Below are 17,744 nucleotides of genomic sequence, written 5' to 3' on the forward strand. Positions count from 1 at the left end.
GATTTCTGAGCGATTGTGTTGCCACTCCCCGACGTCACGGCCCTCATCAAAACCTCAGCATCGTGGCGGGAGACTGTCCGGGCGTGGCGCGCGACCCTTCCCCCGGTGGTCGCGCGCCATTCCTACGACCCCGCGTGTCCTCCGCGCCCCGCCGAGAGAGCCCCAGATGCCCGAGCACCAGGCCGACACCCTCCCGACCGCCGCCTTCCAGCCCCTGACCGCCGACGACCCCGCCACGGTCGGCGGCTACCGGCTGTTCGCACGGCTGGGGTCCGGCGGGATGGGCCGGGTGTACCTCTCGTACACGCGCGGCGGCCGGCCGGTGGCCCTCAAGGTGGTCCGGCCCGAGCTCGCGGAGGACCCCGAGTTCCGGGAGCGCTTCGCCCAGGAGGTCGCCAGCGCGCGCCTGATCCACGGCTTCTACACCGCCCAGGTCGTCGACGCCGGGGTGGACGCCGCCGTGCCCTGGCTCGCCACCACCTACGTCCCCGGCCCCTCGCTCCACCAGGTGGTCCGGCGCGCAGGGCCGCTCGCCGAGCAGACCGTCCTGCTCCTCGTCGCCGGCATCGCCGAAGCCCTCCAGGCGATCCACGCGGCCGGCGTCGTCCACCGCGACCTCAAGCCGGGCAACGTCCTCCTCGCCGCCGACGGCCCGCGCGTGATCGACTTCGGCATCGCCCGCGCCGTCGACGCCGCCGCCCTCACCAGCACCGGACTGCGCATCGGCTCCGCCGGCTTCATGGCGCCGGAACAGGCCCGGGGCCTGCGCGCCACGTCCGCCACCGACGTCTTCGCCCTCGGCGCCCTGGCCGCCTACATCGCCGGCGGCGCACCCCCCTTCGGCGGCGGTACGGATGCCGGCGCCCTCTACCGGGTGATCCACGAGGAGCCGGACCTCGCCCTCGTGCCCTCCTCCCTGCGCGGCCTCATCGGCTGGTGCCTGGCGAAGCGGCCCGAGGACCGTCCGACCACGGCCCAGGTGATCGAAGCCGTCCACGGCCACCCCGCCGTCGTCGGGGACCCGCGCTTCGCCGACGGCTGGCTGCCCCCGCAGGTGCACGCCGAGATCGCCCGGCGCAGCGACCTGCCCCGGGCCCCCTCCGAAGCGCAGACCGTCCTCGTCCCCGCGCCACCGCTGCACGACGGGGCGACGGCGCTGGCACCGGTCGCACCCGAAGTGGACCACGGCGTGGCCGCCCCCGAGGCCGCTTCCGTGGCCGCCCCCGTGGCCGCTTCCGTGGCCGCGCCGATCCGCAGACGTTCCCACCGCCGGACGGCCCTGATCGCCGCGGCCGCCCTCGCCCTCGGGTCGGCCGGCACGTTCCTCCTCGTCCACCGCACGGACGACGGGCGCCCGGCCGCCGACAACCGCACGGTCGAGAGCGCGACCGACCCGGAGGCCCCGCCGGCCGCCGCCCCCGTCTACACGGCCGTGTACACCGGCACCGCGCTCACCTCGTCCGACCGCAACGACGAGTTCGACCTCCGGAAGGGCACGGTCGCACCGGAGGGAACGGCGTCCTGGTACCTCGCCCGGACGTCGAGCGAGTTCCTCCTCGCCGACGGCAGCGACGCCTACGTCGGCACGGACAGCAGTCTCGGCACCGCCGACTGCCTCAAGGGGCTCGGCTCCCAACCCGCCTCCCGGCTCGACTTCGCCACCCTCACCGGCCGGGCCTTCTGCGTCCGCGAGGACGACGGCCGCGACCTGGCCGTCGTCCGGCTGCTGTCGGCCGCCCCGGGCGGCGGGCCGGTCAAGGTGTCGGTCGACCACTACCGCCGGGCCGACTGACCTTCCCGCCAGAGCGGTTCAGCCCATCGCCGCGAGCCCCGGGCGGCGGGCCGGTCAAGGTGTCGGTCGACCACTACCGCCGGGCCGACTGACCTTCCCGCCAGAGCGGTTCAGCCCATCGCCGCGAGCACCGCGCGGTACCAGTCCGCGGCGGCGCCGAGCCGGGAGAGCGGCCCCGGGCCGGGCGGGCAGGCGGCCAGGGACCAGATGTCGTCGCTGCGGTACCAGTGGTCGAGGGCGATCATCGCGAACTGCCGCTCCGAGACGCGGCCCGGCGCGGCGGCCAGCAGGCGGCGGCACTCCTCCCACGGGACGGCCGGGCCGGCCGGCGCGGGGACCAGCCCGAGGGCGTCCAGCGCGTCGAGGAGCTCCCCGGCGCGGACGGGCTCCGGGTGGCTCGCGTGGTGGACGCCCGACGGCACGGCGGGCTCGGCGGTCGCGACGGCGACGACCAGGCGGGCCAGGTCGGCGCGGTCGACGAGCGAGAGCCGGGCCCCGCCGCCCGCCCAGCGCACCGGCACCCGGCGGACCAGCTCGGCCACGGCGGGCACCACCCAGCGGTCCCCCGGGCCGGTCACCACGCCGGGCCGCAGCACGACGGCCCCGGCGGCCAGCGCGGCCCGCTCCCCGAGCAGCCGGGTGCGGCTGGCCTCCGAGGCGGGCACGGCGGGCACCTCGTCCACGCCGACACCCGCGTGCGGGCCCGGCCCGTACACGGCCGCGGTGGACAGGTGGACGACCCGGGAGACCCCGGCCCGGCGGGCGGCGGCCATGACGGCCCCCGTGCCGCGGACGTTGACCTCCTCGCACTCCTCGGCGGTGCCGGAGATCCGGGACGCGAGGTGGAGCAGGACGTCGGCGCCGTCGCACAGCTCGGCGAGGGCGTCCTCGTCGGCCAGGTCGCCCTCCACCCAGGACGGGCCACTCACGGCGGGGACCTTCCGGGCCAGCGCGCGGACCTCGAAACCGTCCGACGCCCGGAGCACCGCCGAGCCGATGAAGCCCGTCGCCCCCGTCATCGCGATCCGGGGCCCCGTGGTCGAGGTCACCGCCCACCCCCTCCGTCAGGCCGCTCATTGTAGTGAGACGCGCCCACCCGCACGGAGGGGGCGGGGCACGGCCGGGGGTAAGGCCCGCCTAGGCTGTATGCCAAGCAAAACGGGCGAACCGGACCCCACCGGGGGCCACCAGGACGGAAAGCGGGACCCGCCGATGGGCGACGGAATGTCAGGCATGCACCACTACGGCGGGATGACCCAGCTAGGACCGTTCACCCTCTCCAACGTGTGGACCTGGTCCCCCGACTGGGTCTTCCTGGCCGGCTGCCTGGTCGCCCTCGGCCTGTACGCGCTCGGCGTCGTCCGGCTGTACCGCCGCGGCGACAAGTGGCCGGTCGGGCGCACCGTCGGCTGGGCCCTGGGCGTCGGCTCGGTGATCCTCGTCACCTGCAGCGGACTCAACGACTACGGGATGGCGCTGTTCAGCGCGCACATGATCCAGCACATGGTGCTGTCCATGCTGTCGCCCATCCTGCTGCTCCTCGGCGCCCCGATCACGCTCGCGCTGCGCGCGCTGCGCCCGGCCGGCAAGGGGCGCCCGCGCGGGCCGCGCGAGCTGCTGGTGGCGCTCCTACACAGCCGCTACGTCAAGGTGATCTCGCACCCGGCGTTCACCATCCCGCTGTTCATCGCGAGCCTGTACGGGGTCTACTTCACCCCGCTGTTCGACTTCCTGATGCAGTACCGCGCCGGGCACATCTTCATGATGGTGCACTTCCTGGCCACCGGGCTGGTGTTCTTCTGGCCGATCATGGGCGTGGACCCGGGCCCGAACCGCCCCGGCCACGTGATGCGGATCATCGAGCTGTTCATGGGCATGCCGTTCCACGCCTTCTTCGGCGTCGCGGTGATGATGGCCAACCACCAGCTGGTCAGCACCTTCACCACCGCGGGCGCCCCGCCCGGCACCGACCTGCTGGCGGACCAGAAGCTCGCCGGCGGCATCACCTGGGCGTTCGGCGAGATCCCGACGGCGATCGTGCTGATCGCGCTGGTCTACCAGTGGATGGGCTCCGAGCAGCGCAAGGCCCGCCGCGCCGACCGCGCCGAGGAGCGCAGCGGCGACGCCGAGCTGGAGGCGTACAACGCGTACCTGGCCTCGCTCGATCAGCGCGGGAAGCGCCCGGCGGCCGACGCGGGCTGAGGCCGGCCGCGGCCCGCCGCGTCGCGTACGTCACGGAACCCCCGTCCCGGACCACCGTCCGGAACGGGGGTTCCGTCGTAGGCGTTCGAGGAGGTATGCACGTCCTCCTGATCGTCGCCGTCCTGCTCGGCGGGTACGCCCTGCTGTGGCTGCTCGGCTTCCTCGGCCGGGCGCTGCACTACCGCCGGCAGCCCGTGCCGGTCGGCGCCGACTACGTCGTCGTCCTCGGCGCCGGACTGCACGGCTGCGACGTCACGCCGCTGCTCGCGGCCCGGCTGGACGCCGCGCTGGAACGGTTCGCCGCCGAGGAGGCCGCCGGGCACGCGCCGCTGCTGCTGGTGACCGGGGGCAAGGGGCCGCACGAGGAGTGCACCGAGGCCGCCGCGATGGCCCGCTACCTGCTCGCCCGGGGCGTCCCGGCCGGGCGGATCCGCCGCGAGGAGCGGGCCACCGACACCGTCGAGAACCTGCGTTTCAGCGCGGCCCTGATGGCCGCCGAGCGGCCCGGGTACCGGTGCACCGTCGTCACCAGCGGTTTCCACGTCCTGCGCTCGGCCACCGCCGCCCGCCGGGCCGGTGCGCCCGGCCGGGTCGCGGCGGCGGACGGGCTGCTCGCCCACGGGCCGTACCTGCTGCTGCGGGAGGCCGTCGCGACGGCCCTGGCGTACCGGCGGCTCAACACCGCCGCCGTCGCACTCCTGGTCCTGATCGCCCTCTGCTGGTGGTGAGACGACGGGCGGCCCCCGGGTCCACGTGGGACCCGGGGGCCGCCCGGTGGTTCAACTCGGCCTCGGTCAGCCGAGGTTGGCCAGCGCGTCGTTGAAGGTCTTCGACGGGCGCATCACGGCCGCGGCCTTGGCCGGGTCGGGCTGGTAGTAGCCACCGAGGTCGACGGCCGAGCCCTGCACGGCGACGAGCTCCTCGACGATGGTCTGCTCCTGCTCGGTGAGCGCCTTGGCGAGGCCCTCGAACGCCTGGGCCAGCTCGGCGTCCTCGGTCTGCCCGGCCAGCTCCTGGGCCCAGTACGTGGCCAGGTAGAAGTGGCTGCCGCGGTTGTCGATGCCACCGAGGCGGCGGCTCGGCGACTTGTCCTCGTTGAGGAAGGTGCCGGTGGCGCGGTCCAGGGTGTCGGCCAGGACCTTGGCGCGGGCGTTGCCGGTGCTGGCGGCCAGGTGCTCGAAGCTCGCGGCCAGCGCGAAGAACTCGCCCAGGCTGTCCCAGCGCAGGTAGTTCTCCTTGACCAGCTGCTGGACGTGCTTCGGGGCGGAGCCGCCGGCGCCGGTCTCGAACAGGCCGCCGCCCGCCATCAGCGGGACGACCGACAGCATCTTGGCGCTGGTGCCCAGCTCCAGGATCGGGAACAGGTCGGTCAGGTAGTCGCGCAGCACGTTGCCGGTGACCGAGATGGTGTTCTCGCCGCGGCGGATGCGCTCCAGCGAGAACGTGGTGGCCTCGACCGGGGACATGATCTCGATCTGCAGGCCGGTGGTGTCGTGCTCCGGCAGGTACGTGTTGACCTTCTCGATCAGCACGGCGTCGTGGGCGCGCTCGGCGTCCAGCCAGAACACGGCCGGGTCGCCGGTGGCGCGGGCGCGGGTGACGGCCAGCTTGACCCAGTCCTGGATCGGCAGGTCCTTGGTCTGGCAGGCGCGGAAGATGTCGCCCGGCTGCACGGCCTGCTCCAGCACGACCTCGCCCTCGGCGTCGACCAGGCGGACGGTGCCGGCCTCGGCGATCTCGAAGGTCTTGTCGTGGCTGCCGTACTCCTCGGCCTTCTGGGCCATCAGGCCGACGTTCGGGACCGAGCCGATGGTGGCCGGGTCCAGGGCGCCGTGGGCGCGGCAGTCGTCGATGACGGCCTGGTACACGCCGGCGTAGCTGCTGTCCGGCAGCACGGCCAGGGTGTCGGCCTCCTGGCCGTCCGGGCCCCACATGTGGCCGGAGGTGCGGATCATGGCCGGCATCGAGGCGTCGACGATGACGTCGCTCGGGACGTGCAGGTTGGTGATGCCCTTGTCCGAGTCGACCATGGCCAGGGCCGGGCCCTCGGCCAGCTCGGCGTCGAACGAGGCCTTGATCTCGGCGCCGTTCGCCAGCGCGTCGAGGCCGGCCAGGATGCCGCCGAGGCCGTTGTTCGGGTTCAGGCCGGCGGCGGTCAGCGCCTCGCCGTAGCGGGCGAACGTCTTCGGGAAGAAGGCGCGCACGACGTGGCCGAACACGATCGGGTCGGAGACCTTCATCATGGTGGCCTTGAGGTGCACCGAGAACAGGACGCCCTCGGCCTTGGCGCGGGCCACCTGGGCGGCCAGGAACTCGTTCAGGGCGGCGGCGCGCAGGACCGAGGCGTCGACGACCTCGCCGGCCAGCACCGGGACCTTCTCGCGCAGGACGGTGGTGGTGCCGTCCTGGCCGACCAGCTCGATGCGCAGGGCGCCGTCGGCGGTGATCACGGCCGACTTCTCGGTGGAACGGAAGTCGTTCTCGCCCATGGTGGCGACGTTGGTCTTGGAGTCGGCCGACCAGGCGCCCATGCGGTGCGGGTGGGTCTTGGCGTAGTTCTTGACCGACAGCGGGGCGCGGCGGTCGGAGTTGCCCTCGCGCAGGACCGGGTTGACGGCGCTGCCCTTGACCTTGTCGTAGCGGGCGCGGACGTCCTTGTCCTCGTCGGTCCGCGGGTCGTCCGGGTAGTCCGGCAGGGCGTAGCCCTGGGCCTGCAGCTCGGCGATGGCGGCCTTCAGCTGCGGCACGGAGGCCGAGATGTTCGGCAGCTTGATGATGTTGGCGTCCGGGGTCTTGGCCAGCTCGCCCAGCTCGGCGAGGGCGTCACCGATCCGCTGGCCCTCGGCCAGACGCTCCGGGAAGCTCGCGATGATCCGCCCGGCCAGGGAGATGTCGCGGGTCTCCACGCGCACGCCCGCCGTCGAGGCGTAGGCCTGGACGACCGGCAGGAACGAGTAGGTCGCCAGGGCCGGAGCCTCGTCGGTGTGCGTATAGATGATGGTCGAGTCAGTCATCGAAACTCCGCTTCACGTCTCCAACGTCTTGACGTCAAGATATCTCGTCCCGGCCCCCTCGCTCCACCTCCCCCCGCCCCGGAGCGCGCGCCGGGTGCCCCGGGGGCGCGCCGGCGGTCGGTTCCACCGTCGTCCCGGGGCGCCCGCACGGCAACCGGAGGGGGCTAGCCCGCGGCGAACCTGGCCGCCAGCTCGGTCTCGTCGGCCAGGAACCAGAGCTGGGTGCCGCGGTTGCTCTCCCGGACGAAGTCGCGCAGGGCGTTGCTCCCGGCCACGTGGTGGGCGATGTCGCCGAGGACGACGAGACCCATCCGGTAGTTGACGAACTTCTGGACGATGCCGCCGGCGACGCGGGTGCTCAGCGCGAAGAAGTCCGGGTGCAGCCGGGCCGCGGGCACGATCACCCAGGTCGCCTCCCGGCCCCAGGCGTCGGCGATCGCGTCCATCGCGTCCTGCTCGCTGCGGAGCGGGGCGCCGTCGGCGGCCAGCCGGAGGAACGTCGGGTCGGACATGTCACAACTCCCTGGTCAGCGTGTGGACGATGGTGAGCAGCGCCGCGGTGTCGGCCGGATCGCCGAGGATGACGAGCCGCAGGGTCTGCGCCTCCTCGTCGAGGACGGTCTCCACGTGCAGCGGCCGGCCGCCCTCGCGCGGGCCGGCGATGGCCGCGAGCACGGTGGTGGTCAGCCGGTCCGCCCGCGCGCGGTCGATCTCCTCGATCCGCACGACGGACGAGACCTCGGCGCCGCGCCCCCTGGTGCTCTCCGCGACGACCGGGGCGCCGGTGAGGGCTTCCAGGTCGGCGCGGGCGATCCGGTACTGCTTGCCGATCCTGGTCGCCGCGAGGCGGCCGTCACGGATGTAGCCGCGGACCGTGCGCACATGGAGGCCCAGCAGTTCGGCCACCTGTTCCACCGAGTAGTACTGCGCCACCTGCAACCATCCTTCCCGACTTCCCTATCATCGCGCAAACTATCATTCGATGCGGATGTTTGGGGAAGGATACGGAGTGGTGTAGTCCAGTTGGGTGAGTCGGCCGTCAGGAGTGCGTCAACACGCCACCTCATTCGGTCAACGCTGCGTCAGGACCGGCGACGCGCGGCCGATCCCGGCCTAGCTTCGAAGGGAGCAGTTCCGGCAGGCACCACCACTCCATTGGGGAGCACCCGCATGGCCCGCGTCGTCTGGCACGTTCCGGTCACCGTCAACCACCTCGGTCACGGCACCGGAAGCACGAACGCCCTCCGCCTCTTCCGCCTGCGCGACGGCCGCCGCTGCGCCGTCGGTTTCTCCACCCCCGAGGCGCTCACCGCCCTCCTCGGACCGGACCAGGCCCACACCGAGCTCGGCGAGGCCGCCCTGCGCGAGCTCACCGCCCCGCTCGGCGTCGACGCCCTCGTCCTCGACCCGCGGCTGGTGGCCCCGCCCGTCGCCGTCCCCGCCGCACAGCCCGCCCCGGCCCCGACCGCACAGCTCCAGCACCGGTGACCGCCCTCCAACTGGTCCCGGGCGACGAGGAGCCCGCCGCAGGACGGCCCGAACCGGCCCGGGCCCTGCACGCGATCGCCCGGGTCAGCTTCGGGCCCGTCCCCCTCGACTTCGACCGCCTCGCGGCCGAGCACCCGGCCGTCCAGAGCGGCCTCGCCCTGGCCGGCGACGCCGACCTCGAACTCCGCCTCTCCTGCACCGGACCGGAGGAGCTGCGGGCCGTCGCCGCCGCCCTCCAGCGGGCCGGCGCGGCGCGCGTCCGCATCGACCTGGTCCTGCGCGCCCTCACGCCGGGGCCGCCGACCCTGCGGTCGGTGACCTGAGATCATTGGAGGCGTCAATCCCACTCGGCCGAAGGGAAGTTGGGAGATATTCCAGTAGCGGGCGGCCGTCCACCGCGCATAGTGTGCGTCCGTCCGCCATGGACACAGCCAAGGACCGTCTCCCAAGGCCCCTCTTCCTAGGAAGCTGGTGAGGACTTGTCCCGCTCCGCGCTCCGCCCCGCCCTCGGTACGGCAGCCGTCCTGGCCGCCCTGATCCTGGCCGCTCCCTCCGCTCTCGCCGCTTCCCCGTCCGCACCGGCGCCGGACCGGACCGACGACGCCGGCGTGTCCGTCGCGGTCTTCGGCGACGACACCCTGACCGAGGGCCGGCAGCTGACCGTCGACGAGCTGACCCGCGACCACGGCGTCGCCCCCGGCCTCCTCCAGGCGTACGCCCGGGGCACCGCGCCGGACGACTCCGACGACTCCGCCTCCGACGACTCGGCCTCGGACGATGCCCCGGGCGCCGCCGCCCTCACCCCGCGGCTCGCCGGCGACCCGGCCTACGACCTGGTGGCCAGCTGGACCTCCAAGGACCACCGCACGGTCAACCTCCGCCGGGGCACCGCCACCTGGGGCTACACCAAGATCCAGCAGAAGCACAACCTCACCGTCAGCGCGGTCCGCGCGACCACCCGCTACCCCGAGCCCGGCTGGCCGAAGCAACAGTCGGCGACCACGTGGAACTACCTCACCCTGGTCAACCACGTCCGCTGCTCCGGCTGGGCCTGGTGGCGCACCTGCAAGGTCGTCGACTTCACCCACGTGCAGGTGACGGTGAACTACGGCAACGTCAAGGGCGTCATCACCGCCTACTGCATCGGCTACGCCGACCGCTGCCCGGACTGGGTGAAGAACGCCGTCAACGGCGCCTGACGATCGTTCCCACCGGTATGGAGCGACAACCCCGACTGCGACGCGGCGGCTTCCTGCGCGAGGCCGCCGCGCTCCAGCGCACCAACACCGACGGCACCCGCCGCCTGACCCGGATCGCCTTCCCCGCCGGCGGTGACGTCGCGATCACGACGACGGGCCCGGACCCGGCCGCCCACCTGCCGGTGACCGCCACGCGCGACGACCTCCACGCCGCCCTCGCGCCCGAGGGCGGCTGGGCCGCGCCGGACCCGGGCCCGCTCACCCGGCTCCCGGCCACCGCCCCGGCGCCGCCGCTCCTGGTCTGGGCCGACCTCCTGGACGACCTCGGCGACCTCCTCTTCACCCTCACCGGCTATCCCGCCGACGTCGGCCGCCCCGACCTCGTGCCCCGCCTGGACGCCGTGTGCCTCACCGGCGCGACGACCGCCGTGGTCGAGGTGACCGCCCTCGGCGCCGCCCACCGGGTCCGCATCCCCCTCGACTCCGGCGTCCCCCTGGTGGCCGTCCCCCTGGAGATCGCCGAACACCTGCTGACCGTCGACGGAACGGCCGCGACGGAGTGGGAGTACCCCGTCGCGGCCTCGTAGACCACGTCACTCCCGGGCGAGGGCCGCGATCGCGACGAGGAGCAGGGCCGAGCCAGCCAGCAGGCCCGCGGTGAGCGGCTCGCCGAGGAAGGCCACGCCGATCACCGCCGCCGTCGCCGGTTCGAGCAGCACCAGCACGGCGGCCGTGGTGCCCGGGACGACGGCCAGGCCGGTGAAGTACCAGCGGTAGGCGAACAGCGTGGGCACCGTCCCGAGGAACAGCAGCGCTCCCCCGGTCAGCGCCGGGTCCCCCGCCGTCGGCAGGACGCCCTCGACCGCGGCGAGCGGCAGCAGGCAGAGCAGCCCGGTCGTGAACGCACCGGTGCCAGCCCGCGCCGAGCCGCCGCCGCGCGCCCACAGCGTGAGCCCGCTCTGCCCGGCGCCCGCCAGCAGCGCCAGGCCGACGCCCAGCGCCGGACGCGGCCCCGCCGCCGGCGCGGCCACCAGCAGGGCCAGCCCGCCGAGCGCCGACACGACGGCGACGGCGGCCCGCCGGGTCAGGCGCTCGCCCAGCAGGACGTGCGCGCCGAGGCTCGTCAGCACCGGGCCGGCGCCGATGGTGATCAGGGTGGCGAGACCGAGCCCCGCGAAGCGGACCGAGCCGAAGTAGGCGCACTGGCTGACCGCCAGCCCGATCCCGGTCAGCACGGCGGCCCGGCGGGGTGTCCTCCGGCGTTCACGGCGTGGCAGTACCGCCAGGCAGAGCGCCGCGACGGCGAAGCGCCAGAACGAGACGGCCACCGGGCCCAGCCCGCTGGTGCGCAGCAGCAGGGCTGCAACGGCCCCGCCCACGCCCCAGGCGACGGCGGCGGCCGAGATGGACAGCAGTCCGTGCCGGAACGGCACGGCGGCATGCGAGGTCATGCGTCGTTTCTCCACGATGAGGTGCCGGTCGGATTCCGCGGATGACGCGGGCGGCACCGACCGCCCCGACGGCGAGCAGAAGGCCGCCGGGCGGTGATTCAGTGGAGAGGGCCGCCCGCTAGCGGACGGGCGGCGGGAGGATCACGAGACGCATGGAGCCAAGCCTACGCCTCACCCCGCGTCCGGATGATCGTGATCTTTCCTCCGGCCGCCGCTCCGACGTACGGTCGTCACCGTGGCGGCTGGAGCGAAGGAGCGGGCGCGATGGAGCAGTTGACGTACGACGCGGTGAAGGCGGCCGGGCAGCGGATCGCCGGGCGGGTGCGGCCGGTGGTCGTGGCGCGCGGGGACGAGGGCGAACGGACGTGGCTGGCGCTGGAGTTCCTGCAGCACACCGGGAGCTTCAAGGCGCGCGGCGCGCAGAACTTCCTCCTCGCCCACGCCGAGGCCGGCACCCTCCCCGACGCCGGCGTGACCATCGCGTCGGGCGGCAACGCCGGCCTCGCCTGCGCCTGGGCGGCCTGTGAACTCGGCGTCCGGGCCACGGTGTTCCTGCCCGAGACGGCCTCGCCGGTGAAGCTGGGCCGGCTCCGCTCGTACGGCGCCGAGGTGCGGCTGGTCGGGCGGGAGTACGCGGAGGCGCTCGCCGCGTGCGAGGAGTTCGCGGCGACCGGCGGGGCCCTGGCCTCGCACGCCTACGACCACCCCCTGATCGCCGCCGGCGCCGGGACCGTGCTGGAGGAGATCCGCGCCCAGGTGCCGGGCCTGGACACGGTGGTGGTGTCGGTGGGCGGCGGCGGGCTGTTCGCCGGGGTCGCCGTGGCGGCGCGCGAGCACGGGATCCGCGTGGTGGCGGTGGAGCCGGAGGGCAGCCGGGCGCTCAACGCGGCGCTGGAGGCGGGGCGCCCGGTGGACGTCCCGGTGGCGTCGGTGGCCCAGGACGCGCTGGGCGCCCGCCGGGCGACCGCCCTCGCCGTCGCGGCGGCCGCGCACGAGGGCGTGCGGTCGGTGCTGGTGCCCGACGAGGCGATCGTCCGGGCCCGGCGGCGGCTGTGGGACGAGCGCCGGATCGCCGTCGAGTTCGCGGCCTCCACGGCCTTGGCGGCGCTCGACGGGGTGGCGGGCGAGCGCGTCGCCGTCCTGCTGTGCGGGGCGAACACCGACCCGTCCGACCTGGTCGAGCGGGGGTAGCGAACGTAGCGGGCGTAGCGGGACCCTCACCGGCCATGCGACCGCCCGTCCACGACACGGAGTCGGCCTACCCGACAAACCTCTCCCTCGCCGGCCCGAGCCCCTCCACCGGCCTCGCCGAGGACGGCGCCGCCTCCGAACCCCCGGCCCGCGGCCTGCGCCGAGGGTCCAGCGCGACGTACGTGAGCACCGCGCCCAGCGCGGACAGGACGGCGAGCAGCAGGCCGAGGGTGTGCAGCGCGCCGGTGAACCCGTCGGCCAGGGCGGCGCGCCGGGCCGCGTCCACCTGTCCCTGGACGGCCCGGCCCGCGAGGTGCGCCGCCTCGCCGGGCGGGAGGCCCGGCAGGCGGGCGGCGGTCAGCGTGGTCAGGAGCGCCGCCGCCCCGGAGACGGCGACGGACTCGCCGGCGATCCGCATGGTGTTGAAGATCCCGGCGGCGGCGCCCGCGTGCTCGACCGGGACGGTGCCGACGGCCGCGTTGTCCATCACCCCGAACGCCAGCCCGACGCCGGCCCCGAACGGCAACAACGACGACCACAGCGCCTCGAACGGCACGACGGCGAGCAGCAGCGCACCCGCCGCGATCAGCACGGAGGCGGCGGTCAGCACCGCCCGTACCGAGGTCGCCGCCGCGAGCCGGCCCGCTACGAGGGGCAGCAGCAGGACGGGCGCCGTCATCGGCAGCAGGAGGAGCCCGCTGGCCAGGACGCTCCGGCCGCCCACGCCCTGGAGGTAGGCGGGGAGGTGGACCAGCAGCACCACGAAGCCGAGGGTCACGGTGAAGGGCTGGCACACGACGGCGAGGAACTCGGGCCGCCGGAACAGCCGGACGTCGAACATCGCCCGCCCGGCCCGGCGGAGTTCCACCGCCCCGAACAGCACCACCAGCAGGACGGCGCCGCCGAGCGGCAGCAGCGTGCCCGGCGCCGTCCAGCCGGCCGCCCCCGCCCGGACGAGCGCGTAGGACAGGGCGGCGAGCCCGGCGGTGAAGCAGAGCAGCCCGGCGAGGTCGAAGCGCGGGCGCTCGGGGTTGCGCGACTCCGGCGCCCGGGTCGCCAGCAGCCAGGCCGGCACCGACCCGGCCGCGACGAGCAGGAAGACCGCCCGCCAGCCGGCCGCCTCCACCAGCGCGCCCGCCGCCAGTGGCCCGACGGCCAGGCCCGTCCCGAAGGACGTGCCCAGGATCCCGAACGCCAGTTGCCGGCGCCGCCCGGCCGTGGAGTGGGCCAGCACCGCCGCGCCCGACGCCAGGACGGCCGCGGCCCCGCACCCCTGCACCGCCCGCGCGGCGTCGACGACCGCCATCGACGGCGCGAGCGCGATCAGCAGCGACAGCGCGCCGACCAGTGCGATGCCGGTGAGCAGCACGCGGCGCCGGCCGAGCCGGTCGGCGAGGGCGCCCGCGGCGAGCGGCAGGGCGGCGAAGGTGATGTTGAAGGCGTTGAGCATCCACTGGGCGGCACCGACGGAGGCGTCCAGGTGCGCGGCCATGGTCGGAAGCGCGACGGCGGCGCCGGTCACCGAGAACGGCAGCATCGCGCTCGCGCCGCCGACCGCGCCGACCGTCGCCCAGTAGCCGTCCCGGCTCCGGGAGTTGGGGGTAGTCATGCGTCGATCGTTCGCCAGGCCGGGCCGTGGATGAAGGGACTGCCACACCCCCGGGCCGGCGTTCCCTGGGACTGACAGGTCCAGGCACGCCCGCCGCTCCACGCCCATACTGGACCGCATGCCCGACCCGACCACCCTCGCCGGCAGCCTCGGCGACTACCTCCGCGCCCGCCGCGCCCTGGTGTCCCCCGCCGACGCGGGCCTGCCGCCCACCGGCCGCCGCCGCGTACCGGGGCTGCGCCGCGAGGAGGTCGCCGAACTCGTGGGCCTCAGCACCGACTACTACGTGCGCCTGGAGCAGGGCCGCGCCGACCGCCCGTCCGACGAGGTGCTCGACGCGCTGAGCCGCGCCCTCCGGCTCGGCCCCGCCGAGCGCGCCCACCTGTACGACCTGGCCCGACCGCCCCGCCGGACGGCCGCCGGATCCCAGCGGACCGACGTGCTGCGCCCGGCACTTCGGAGCGTCGTGGAGGCCATGCCGACCACGCCCGCCGTCATCATGAACGACCGCAGCGACGTCCTCGCCTGGAACCGGCCGGCCGCCGCCCTGATCGCCGACTTCCCCCGACTCCCGCCGGGCGAGCGGAACATGGCCCGCCGGATCTTCCTCGACCCGCACGCCCGCGAGGTCCACCTCGACTGGGAGGAGGCCGCGCGCACGACCGTCGGCATCCTCCGCATGGCCGCGGGGCGCCGCCCGCACGATCCCGGGCTCGTCCGGCTGGTCGGCCAACTCTCGCTGGGCAGTGCCGAGTTCCGCACCCTGTGGGCCGGGCACCACGTGCACGAGAAGAGCCACGGGCCCAAGCGCTTCCGGCACCCCCTGGTCGGCGACGTGACGCTCGACTACGAGACCTTCCAGGCCCCGGGCGCCGCGCACCACATGCTCGTCGTCTACACCGCGCCGCCCGGGAGCCCGGCCGAGGAGGCGCTGCGCTTCCTCGGCAGCTTCACGGCCGACAGCTTCACGGCCTGACCGGCACCGCCTCCGGCTCCGCCGCGACCGCCCGCGGCACGGCCGGTTCAGGCAGGGTGCGGATCGCCAGCCAGGAGACGACGGGCAGCACGATCAGCGGTACGAGCGCCGTCCGGAGCGAGGTCGCGTCGGCAGCCGCGCCGAGGACCGGGCTCACGACACCGCCGACGCTCACCGCCAGGCCGAGCGTCACGCCGCTCGCCGTGCCGACGCGGCTCGGCAGGTAGTCCTGCCCGAGCGTCACGTGGAGCGAGAAGGGCACGTAGAGCCCGGCCGAGGCCAGCGCCACGAACAGGAAGAACGCCGGCCCCGGCACGTACACGATCCCCGCGACGGCGAGGGCGCTCAGCAGGTACGAGCGCCGCACCACGGTGACGCGGTCCCGGCGCTCCGCCAGCCGGCCACCCAGCACCGTGCCGACCGCGCCGCCGGCGTACAGCACGAACAGCGCCGCGGTGCCCGCCGTCGTGCCGCCGCCGGTCCGCTCGCGGGCGTAGAACGTGATGAACGTGCTCAGCCCGATGAACACCACGGACCGGCAGACCACCGCCACCGACAGCCGCAGGAACGAGCGCACGTCGTCGGCCCCCGCCGGCCCGGCAACCGCACCCGCACCCGCCGTCGGCCGTGCCACGCCCACCGCACGCAGCGCGGGCAGGCACAGCGCACCGCCCACGACGGCCGGCACGACGAGCAGCGGCGTCCACCGCAGGCCGCCGGTGGCGACCACCGCGGACACCAGCAGGGGCGCCAGCGCGAACCCGACGTTCCCGCCGACGGAGAACCAGCTCATCGCCGTGTGGCTGCCCCGCCCGGCCTTGCGGGCGACCCGCGCCGACTCCGGGTGGTAGGCGGCGACGCCCAGGCCGGACACCGCGACGAACGCGAGCGTCAGCGCGTAACTGTCGCCCAGGCCGCTCAGCGCGATCCCGAGCCCGCCGAGGAGGGTGGCCACGGGCAGCAGCCAGGGCAACGGGCGGCGGTCGGTGAGCGCTCCGAACAGGGGCTGCGCCACGGAGGAGAGCAGAGAGGCCGCGAGCACGATGCCGGAGGCGGCGGCGTACGTGTAGGCGCGCTCGGCGACGAAGAACGGGACCAGCGCGGTCACGGCGCCCTGGTAGACGTCGACGCAGGCGTGGCCGACGGCGAGGAGGGGGATGGCGCGCTCGGGCGCCTTGTCGTTGGTGGGCACGCCCTCATGCTCACGCCGCGCCCCACTGTCGGGCTTCCGATAATCTGCCAAGCAATGACGGAAATCCGCCACACGCCCGTGGCCCCCACGAGCACCCGCCGGCTCACCCGCGGGGCGGCCATCGACGCCCACCGCCACGACGACCACCAGATCGCCTACGCCGGCCGCGGCGCCCTGGCCATCACCACCCACGCGGGCACCTGGGTGGCACCGGCCGACCGCGCGATCTGGGTCCCCACGGGCACGGTCCACTCCCACCAGGCCCACGGCGAGCTGGAGTTGCACCTGGTCGGCCTGCCCGCCGACAGCAACCCGCTGGCCCTGGACAGGCCCACGGTGCTCACCGTCAGCCCCCTGCTCCGCGAGCTGATCCTGGAATACACGCGGTACCCCGACGAGACCGGCGACACCCCCGACACCCCGCCGCGCGCCCGCCTGCGAGCCGTCCTGCTCGACCAGCTGAGCGTCTCGGCCCAGGAGCCCCTCCACCTGCCGGCCCCCACCGACCCGACGCTGACCGCCGTGTGCGACCTCCTGCACGCCGACCCGGCCGACGACCGCACCCTCGCCGCCCTCGGCCGCGAGGTCGGCGCGAGCGAACGCACCCTGTCCCGGCTCTTCCGCACCGACCTGGGCATGACGTTCCCCCGCTGGCGCACCCACCTACGGCTCTACCACGCCCTCACCCTCCTCGCCGAGGACACCCCCGTGACCACCGTGGCCCACCTGTGCGGCTGGTCCTCCGCCAGCGCCTTCATCGACGCCTTCCGCCACACCTTCGGCCACACCCCGGGCACCCACCGCCGGCTCTGACCCGAGCCGGCGGCCGAAACCCGTACCTCACAGGTCGGTGAGCTCCCCCAGTCCGAGGGTGCGCAGCGTGTGGTTGGCCATCTGCAGGTGCCCGACCGCGTTCGGGTGGGCCGGGTCGTCCAGCCACGCGATCGGGGCGACGTCGCCGAACTCGGCGCGCCAGTGGGCCTCGTGGTCGACGAGCAGCGCCCCGGTCCCGGCGGCGAGCTCGCGGACGGCCTGGCAGTAGGCGGGCAGCTCGGCCCGCGCCGGCAGCGCGTCCTGACTGACGAGCAGCGGCGTGTGCAGCACGATCTGCGCCCCGGCGGACCGCTCGATGATCTCCCCCATGGCGTCGCGGAACTCCCCGAGCCCGGCGAGCCCGGCCCGCACGTCGTTGGTGCCGAGCGACAGCGACAGCACGTCCGGCCGGAACCGGCCGATGACGAAGTCGTACGCCCCGAGCACGTCGGTGGCCCGCCAGGCCGAGACGCCGGAGTTCACGACGATGTCCGTCAGCCGGTCGAGCTGCCAGCACACGCGCTCCTGCACGTGCTCCACCCACCCCCGGGCCCCGTGCGTGTGCAGGACGGCCTGCGTGATGCTGTCCCCGGCCATGACCCAGGTCATCGGCCTGTCGGCGAGTTCGATCATGTGGTGCTTCCCCCTTGCGTTCGTATGGACCGGAGGAAGTTGATCACACGCCCGCGGGCGACTCAACGGTGTCCTGGCCGGCCATCCACCCGGGCTGGCTGCATCACTATGCAGGGATCACCATTTCTATAAAACGGCGTGTCGACCATGATGCATGATCGACCACCCGAAGCTCAATTCCGGC

The 17,744-nt window shown here is 74.6% G+C and carries 18 protein-coding genes; 10 read left to right on the forward strand and 8 right to left on the reverse strand.

The window, feature by feature from the left end:
- Positions 1–166 precede the first annotated feature (166 nt).
- A complete protein-coding gene (locus ACFVSN_RS26980; protein ID WP_387590963.1) occupies positions 167–1,792 on the forward strand; it encodes a protein kinase in 1,626 nt (541 codons plus the stop codon).
- Positions 1,793–1,902: 110 nt separating this feature from the next.
- Here the strand turns inward: ACFVSN_RS26980 and ACFVSN_RS26985 are convergent, their stop codons facing one another.
- Entirely contained in the window at positions 1,903–2,841 is a 939-nt protein-coding gene (locus ACFVSN_RS26985; protein ID WP_387590960.1) for an NAD-dependent epimerase/dehydratase family protein, read from the reverse strand.
- Between the two features lie 184 nt (positions 2,842–3,025).
- On the opposite strand from ACFVSN_RS26985, the gene ACFVSN_RS26990 reads away from it, so the two are divergent.
- Together ACFVSN_RS26990 and ACFVSN_RS26995 are read left to right on the forward strand one after the other, a co-directional pair.
- Positions 3,026–3,994 carry a cytochrome c oxidase assembly protein gene (locus ACFVSN_RS26990; protein WP_387590957.1) on the forward strand — a complete coding sequence of 323 codons (969 nt, stop codon included), beginning with the start codon at positions 3,026–3,028 and terminating at the stop codon, positions 3,992–3,994.
- 95 nt (positions 3,995–4,089) lie between these two features.
- The gene (locus ACFVSN_RS26995; protein ID WP_380503181.1) at positions 4,090–4,722 is read left to right on the forward strand and encodes a YdcF family protein; all 633 of its coding nucleotides are present in this window, start codon (positions 4,090–4,092) and stop codon (positions 4,720–4,722) included.
- 66 nt (positions 4,723–4,788) lie between these two features.
- Here ACFVSN_RS26995 and ACFVSN_RS27000 read toward each other — a convergent pair whose 3' ends face one another.
- The 3 genes from ACFVSN_RS27000 to ACFVSN_RS27010 form a co-directional block, all read right to left on the reverse strand.
- Positions 4,789–7,008 carry an NADP-dependent isocitrate dehydrogenase gene (locus ACFVSN_RS27000; RefSeq protein ID WP_380491702.1) on the reverse strand — a complete coding sequence of 740 codons (2,220 nt, stop codon included), beginning with the start codon at positions 7,006–7,008 and terminating at the stop codon, positions 4,789–4,791.
- 164 nt (positions 7,009–7,172) lie between these two features.
- A complete protein-coding gene (locus ACFVSN_RS27005) occupies positions 7,173–7,520 on the reverse strand; it encodes a DUF4180 domain-containing protein (RefSeq protein ID WP_380443732.1) in 348 nt (115 codons plus the stop codon).
- 1 nt (position 7,521) lies between these two features.
- Entirely contained in the window at positions 7,522–7,941 is a 420-nt protein-coding gene (locus ACFVSN_RS27010) for a helix-turn-helix domain-containing protein (protein ID WP_387590951.1), read from the reverse strand.
- 237 nt (positions 7,942–8,178) lie between these two features.
- Between ACFVSN_RS27010 and ACFVSN_RS27015 the strand changes: the two genes are divergently transcribed.
- The 4 genes from ACFVSN_RS27015 to ACFVSN_RS27030 all read left to right on the forward strand — a co-directional run bounded on the left by ACFVSN_RS27015 (position 8,179) and on the right by ACFVSN_RS27030 (position 10,282).
- Positions 8,179–8,496, forward strand: coding sequence for an SAV_915 family protein (locus tag ACFVSN_RS27015; protein WP_387590948.1), 318 nt, complete (start codon positions 8,179–8,181; stop codon positions 8,494–8,496).
- A complete protein-coding gene (locus ACFVSN_RS27020; RefSeq protein WP_380443738.1) occupies positions 8,493–8,819 on the forward strand; it encodes a hypothetical protein in 327 nt (108 codons plus the stop codon). The genes ACFVSN_RS27015 and ACFVSN_RS27020 overlap by 4 nt, the downstream gene beginning before the upstream one ends.
- Positions 8,820–8,975: 156 nt before the next feature.
- Positions 8,976–9,695, forward strand: coding sequence for a hypothetical protein (locus tag ACFVSN_RS27025; RefSeq protein ID WP_387590944.1), 720 nt, complete (start codon positions 8,976–8,978; stop codon positions 9,693–9,695).
- 17 nt (positions 9,696–9,712) lie between these two features.
- A complete protein-coding gene (locus ACFVSN_RS27030) occupies positions 9,713–10,282 on the forward strand; it encodes a hypothetical protein (RefSeq protein ID WP_387590941.1) in 570 nt (189 codons plus the stop codon).
- A 6-nt stretch (positions 10,283–10,288) separates the two neighbouring features.
- On the opposite strand, the gene ACFVSN_RS27035 is transcribed toward ACFVSN_RS27030, so the two are convergent.
- Positions 10,289–11,146, reverse strand: a complete 858-nt coding sequence (locus tag ACFVSN_RS27035) for a DMT family transporter (RefSeq protein ID WP_387590938.1) — start codon at positions 11,144–11,146, stop codon at positions 10,289–10,291.
- A gap of 264 nt (positions 11,147–11,410) precedes the next feature.
- Here ACFVSN_RS27035 and ACFVSN_RS27040 point away from each other — a divergent pair, with 264 nt between their 5' ends.
- Complete coding sequence (locus tag ACFVSN_RS27040; protein WP_387590935.1) at positions 11,411–12,337, forward strand: serine/threonine dehydratase; 927 nt, start codon at positions 11,411–11,413, stop codon at positions 12,335–12,337.
- Between the two features lie 67 nt (positions 12,338–12,404).
- On the opposite strand, the gene ACFVSN_RS27045 is transcribed toward ACFVSN_RS27040, so the two are convergent.
- Positions 12,405–13,946 carry an MFS transporter gene (locus ACFVSN_RS27045; protein ID WP_387590932.1) on the reverse strand — a complete coding sequence of 514 codons (1,542 nt, stop codon included), beginning with the start codon at positions 13,944–13,946 and terminating at the stop codon, positions 12,405–12,407.
- 118 nt (positions 13,947–14,064) lie between these two features.
- On the opposite strand from ACFVSN_RS27045, the gene ACFVSN_RS27050 reads away from it, so the two are divergent.
- Complete coding sequence (locus ACFVSN_RS27050) at positions 14,065–14,922, forward strand: helix-turn-helix transcriptional regulator (RefSeq protein WP_380447727.1); 858 nt, start codon at positions 14,065–14,067, stop codon at positions 14,920–14,922.
- Here ACFVSN_RS27050 and ACFVSN_RS27055 read toward each other — a convergent pair.
- The gene (locus ACFVSN_RS27055; RefSeq protein WP_387590928.1) at positions 14,912–16,114 is read right to left on the reverse strand and encodes an MFS transporter; all 1,203 of its coding nucleotides are present in this window, start codon (positions 16,112–16,114) and stop codon (positions 14,912–14,914) included. The genes ACFVSN_RS27050 and ACFVSN_RS27055 overlap by 11 nt on opposite strands.
- A 54-nt stretch (positions 16,115–16,168) precedes the next feature.
- Here ACFVSN_RS27055 and ACFVSN_RS27060 point away from each other — a divergent pair, with 54 nt between their 5' ends.
- Positions 16,169–16,927, forward strand: a complete 759-nt coding sequence (locus ACFVSN_RS27060) for an AraC family transcriptional regulator (RefSeq protein WP_387590925.1) — start codon at positions 16,169–16,171, stop codon at positions 16,925–16,927.
- A gap of 27 nt (positions 16,928–16,954) precedes the next feature.
- On the opposite strand, the gene ACFVSN_RS27065 is transcribed toward ACFVSN_RS27060, so the two are convergent.
- Positions 16,955–17,560 (reverse strand): SGNH/GDSL hydrolase family protein, encoded by a 606-nt coding sequence (locus ACFVSN_RS27065; RefSeq protein ID WP_380491677.1) that lies wholly within the window; start codon positions 17,558–17,560, stop codon positions 16,955–16,957.
- Positions 17,561–17,744 lie beyond the last annotated feature (184 nt).

The organism is Kitasatospora sp. NPDC057904 (assembly GCF_042887925.1).
Lineage (GTDB): Bacteria > Actinomycetota > Actinomycetes > Streptomycetales > Streptomycetaceae > Kitasatospora.

What these genes read in the sequence shown, in the direction of transcription:
- ACFVSN_RS27045 (WP_387590932.1), bottom strand. Translation starts at nt 13,946, where the DNA reads ATGACTACCCCCAACTCCCGGAGCCGGGACGGCTACTGGGCGACGGTC.
- ACFVSN_RS27015 (WP_387590948.1), top strand. Translation starts at nt 8,179, where the DNA reads ATGGCCCGCGTCGTCTGGCACGTTCCGGTCACCGTCAACCACCTCGGT.
- ACFVSN_RS27040 (WP_387590935.1), top strand. Translation starts at nt 11,411, where the DNA reads ATGGAGCAGTTGACGTACGACGCGGTGAAGGCGGCCGGGCAGCGGATC.
- ACFVSN_RS27050 (WP_380447727.1), top strand. Translation starts at nt 14,065, where the DNA reads ATGCCCGACCCGACCACCCTCGCCGGCAGCCTCGGCGACTACCTCCGC.
- ACFVSN_RS26990 (WP_387590957.1), top strand. Translation starts at nt 3,026, where the DNA reads ATGCACCACTACGGCGGGATGACCCAGCTAGGACCGTTCACCCTCTCC.
- ACFVSN_RS26980 (WP_387590963.1), top strand. Translation starts at nt 167, where the DNA reads ATGCCCGAGCACCAGGCCGACACCCTCCCGACCGCCGCCTTCCAGCCC.
- ACFVSN_RS27065 (WP_380491677.1), bottom strand. Translation starts at nt 17,560, where the DNA reads ATGATCGAACTCGCCGACAGGCCGATGACCTGGGTCATGGCCGGGGAC.
- ACFVSN_RS27060 (WP_387590925.1), top strand. Translation starts at nt 16,169, where the DNA reads ATGACGGAAATCCGCCACACGCCCGTGGCCCCCACGAGCACCCGCCGG.
- ACFVSN_RS26995 (WP_380503181.1), top strand. Translation starts at nt 4,090, where the DNA reads ATGCACGTCCTCCTGATCGTCGCCGTCCTGCTCGGCGGGTACGCCCTG.
- ACFVSN_RS27035 (WP_387590938.1), bottom strand. Translation starts at nt 11,146, where the DNA reads ATGACCTCGCATGCCGCCGTGCCGTTCCGGCACGGACTGCTGTCCATC.
- ACFVSN_RS27030 (WP_387590941.1), top strand. Translation starts at nt 9,713, where the DNA reads ATGGAGCGACAACCCCGACTGCGACGCGGCGGCTTCCTGCGCGAGGCC.
- ACFVSN_RS27000 (WP_380491702.1), bottom strand. Translation starts at nt 7,008, where the DNA reads ATGACTGACTCGACCATCATCTATACGCACACCGACGAGGCTCCGGCC.
- ACFVSN_RS27005 (WP_380443732.1), bottom strand. Translation starts at nt 7,520, where the DNA reads ATGTCCGACCCGACGTTCCTCCGGCTGGCCGCCGACGGCGCCCCGCTC.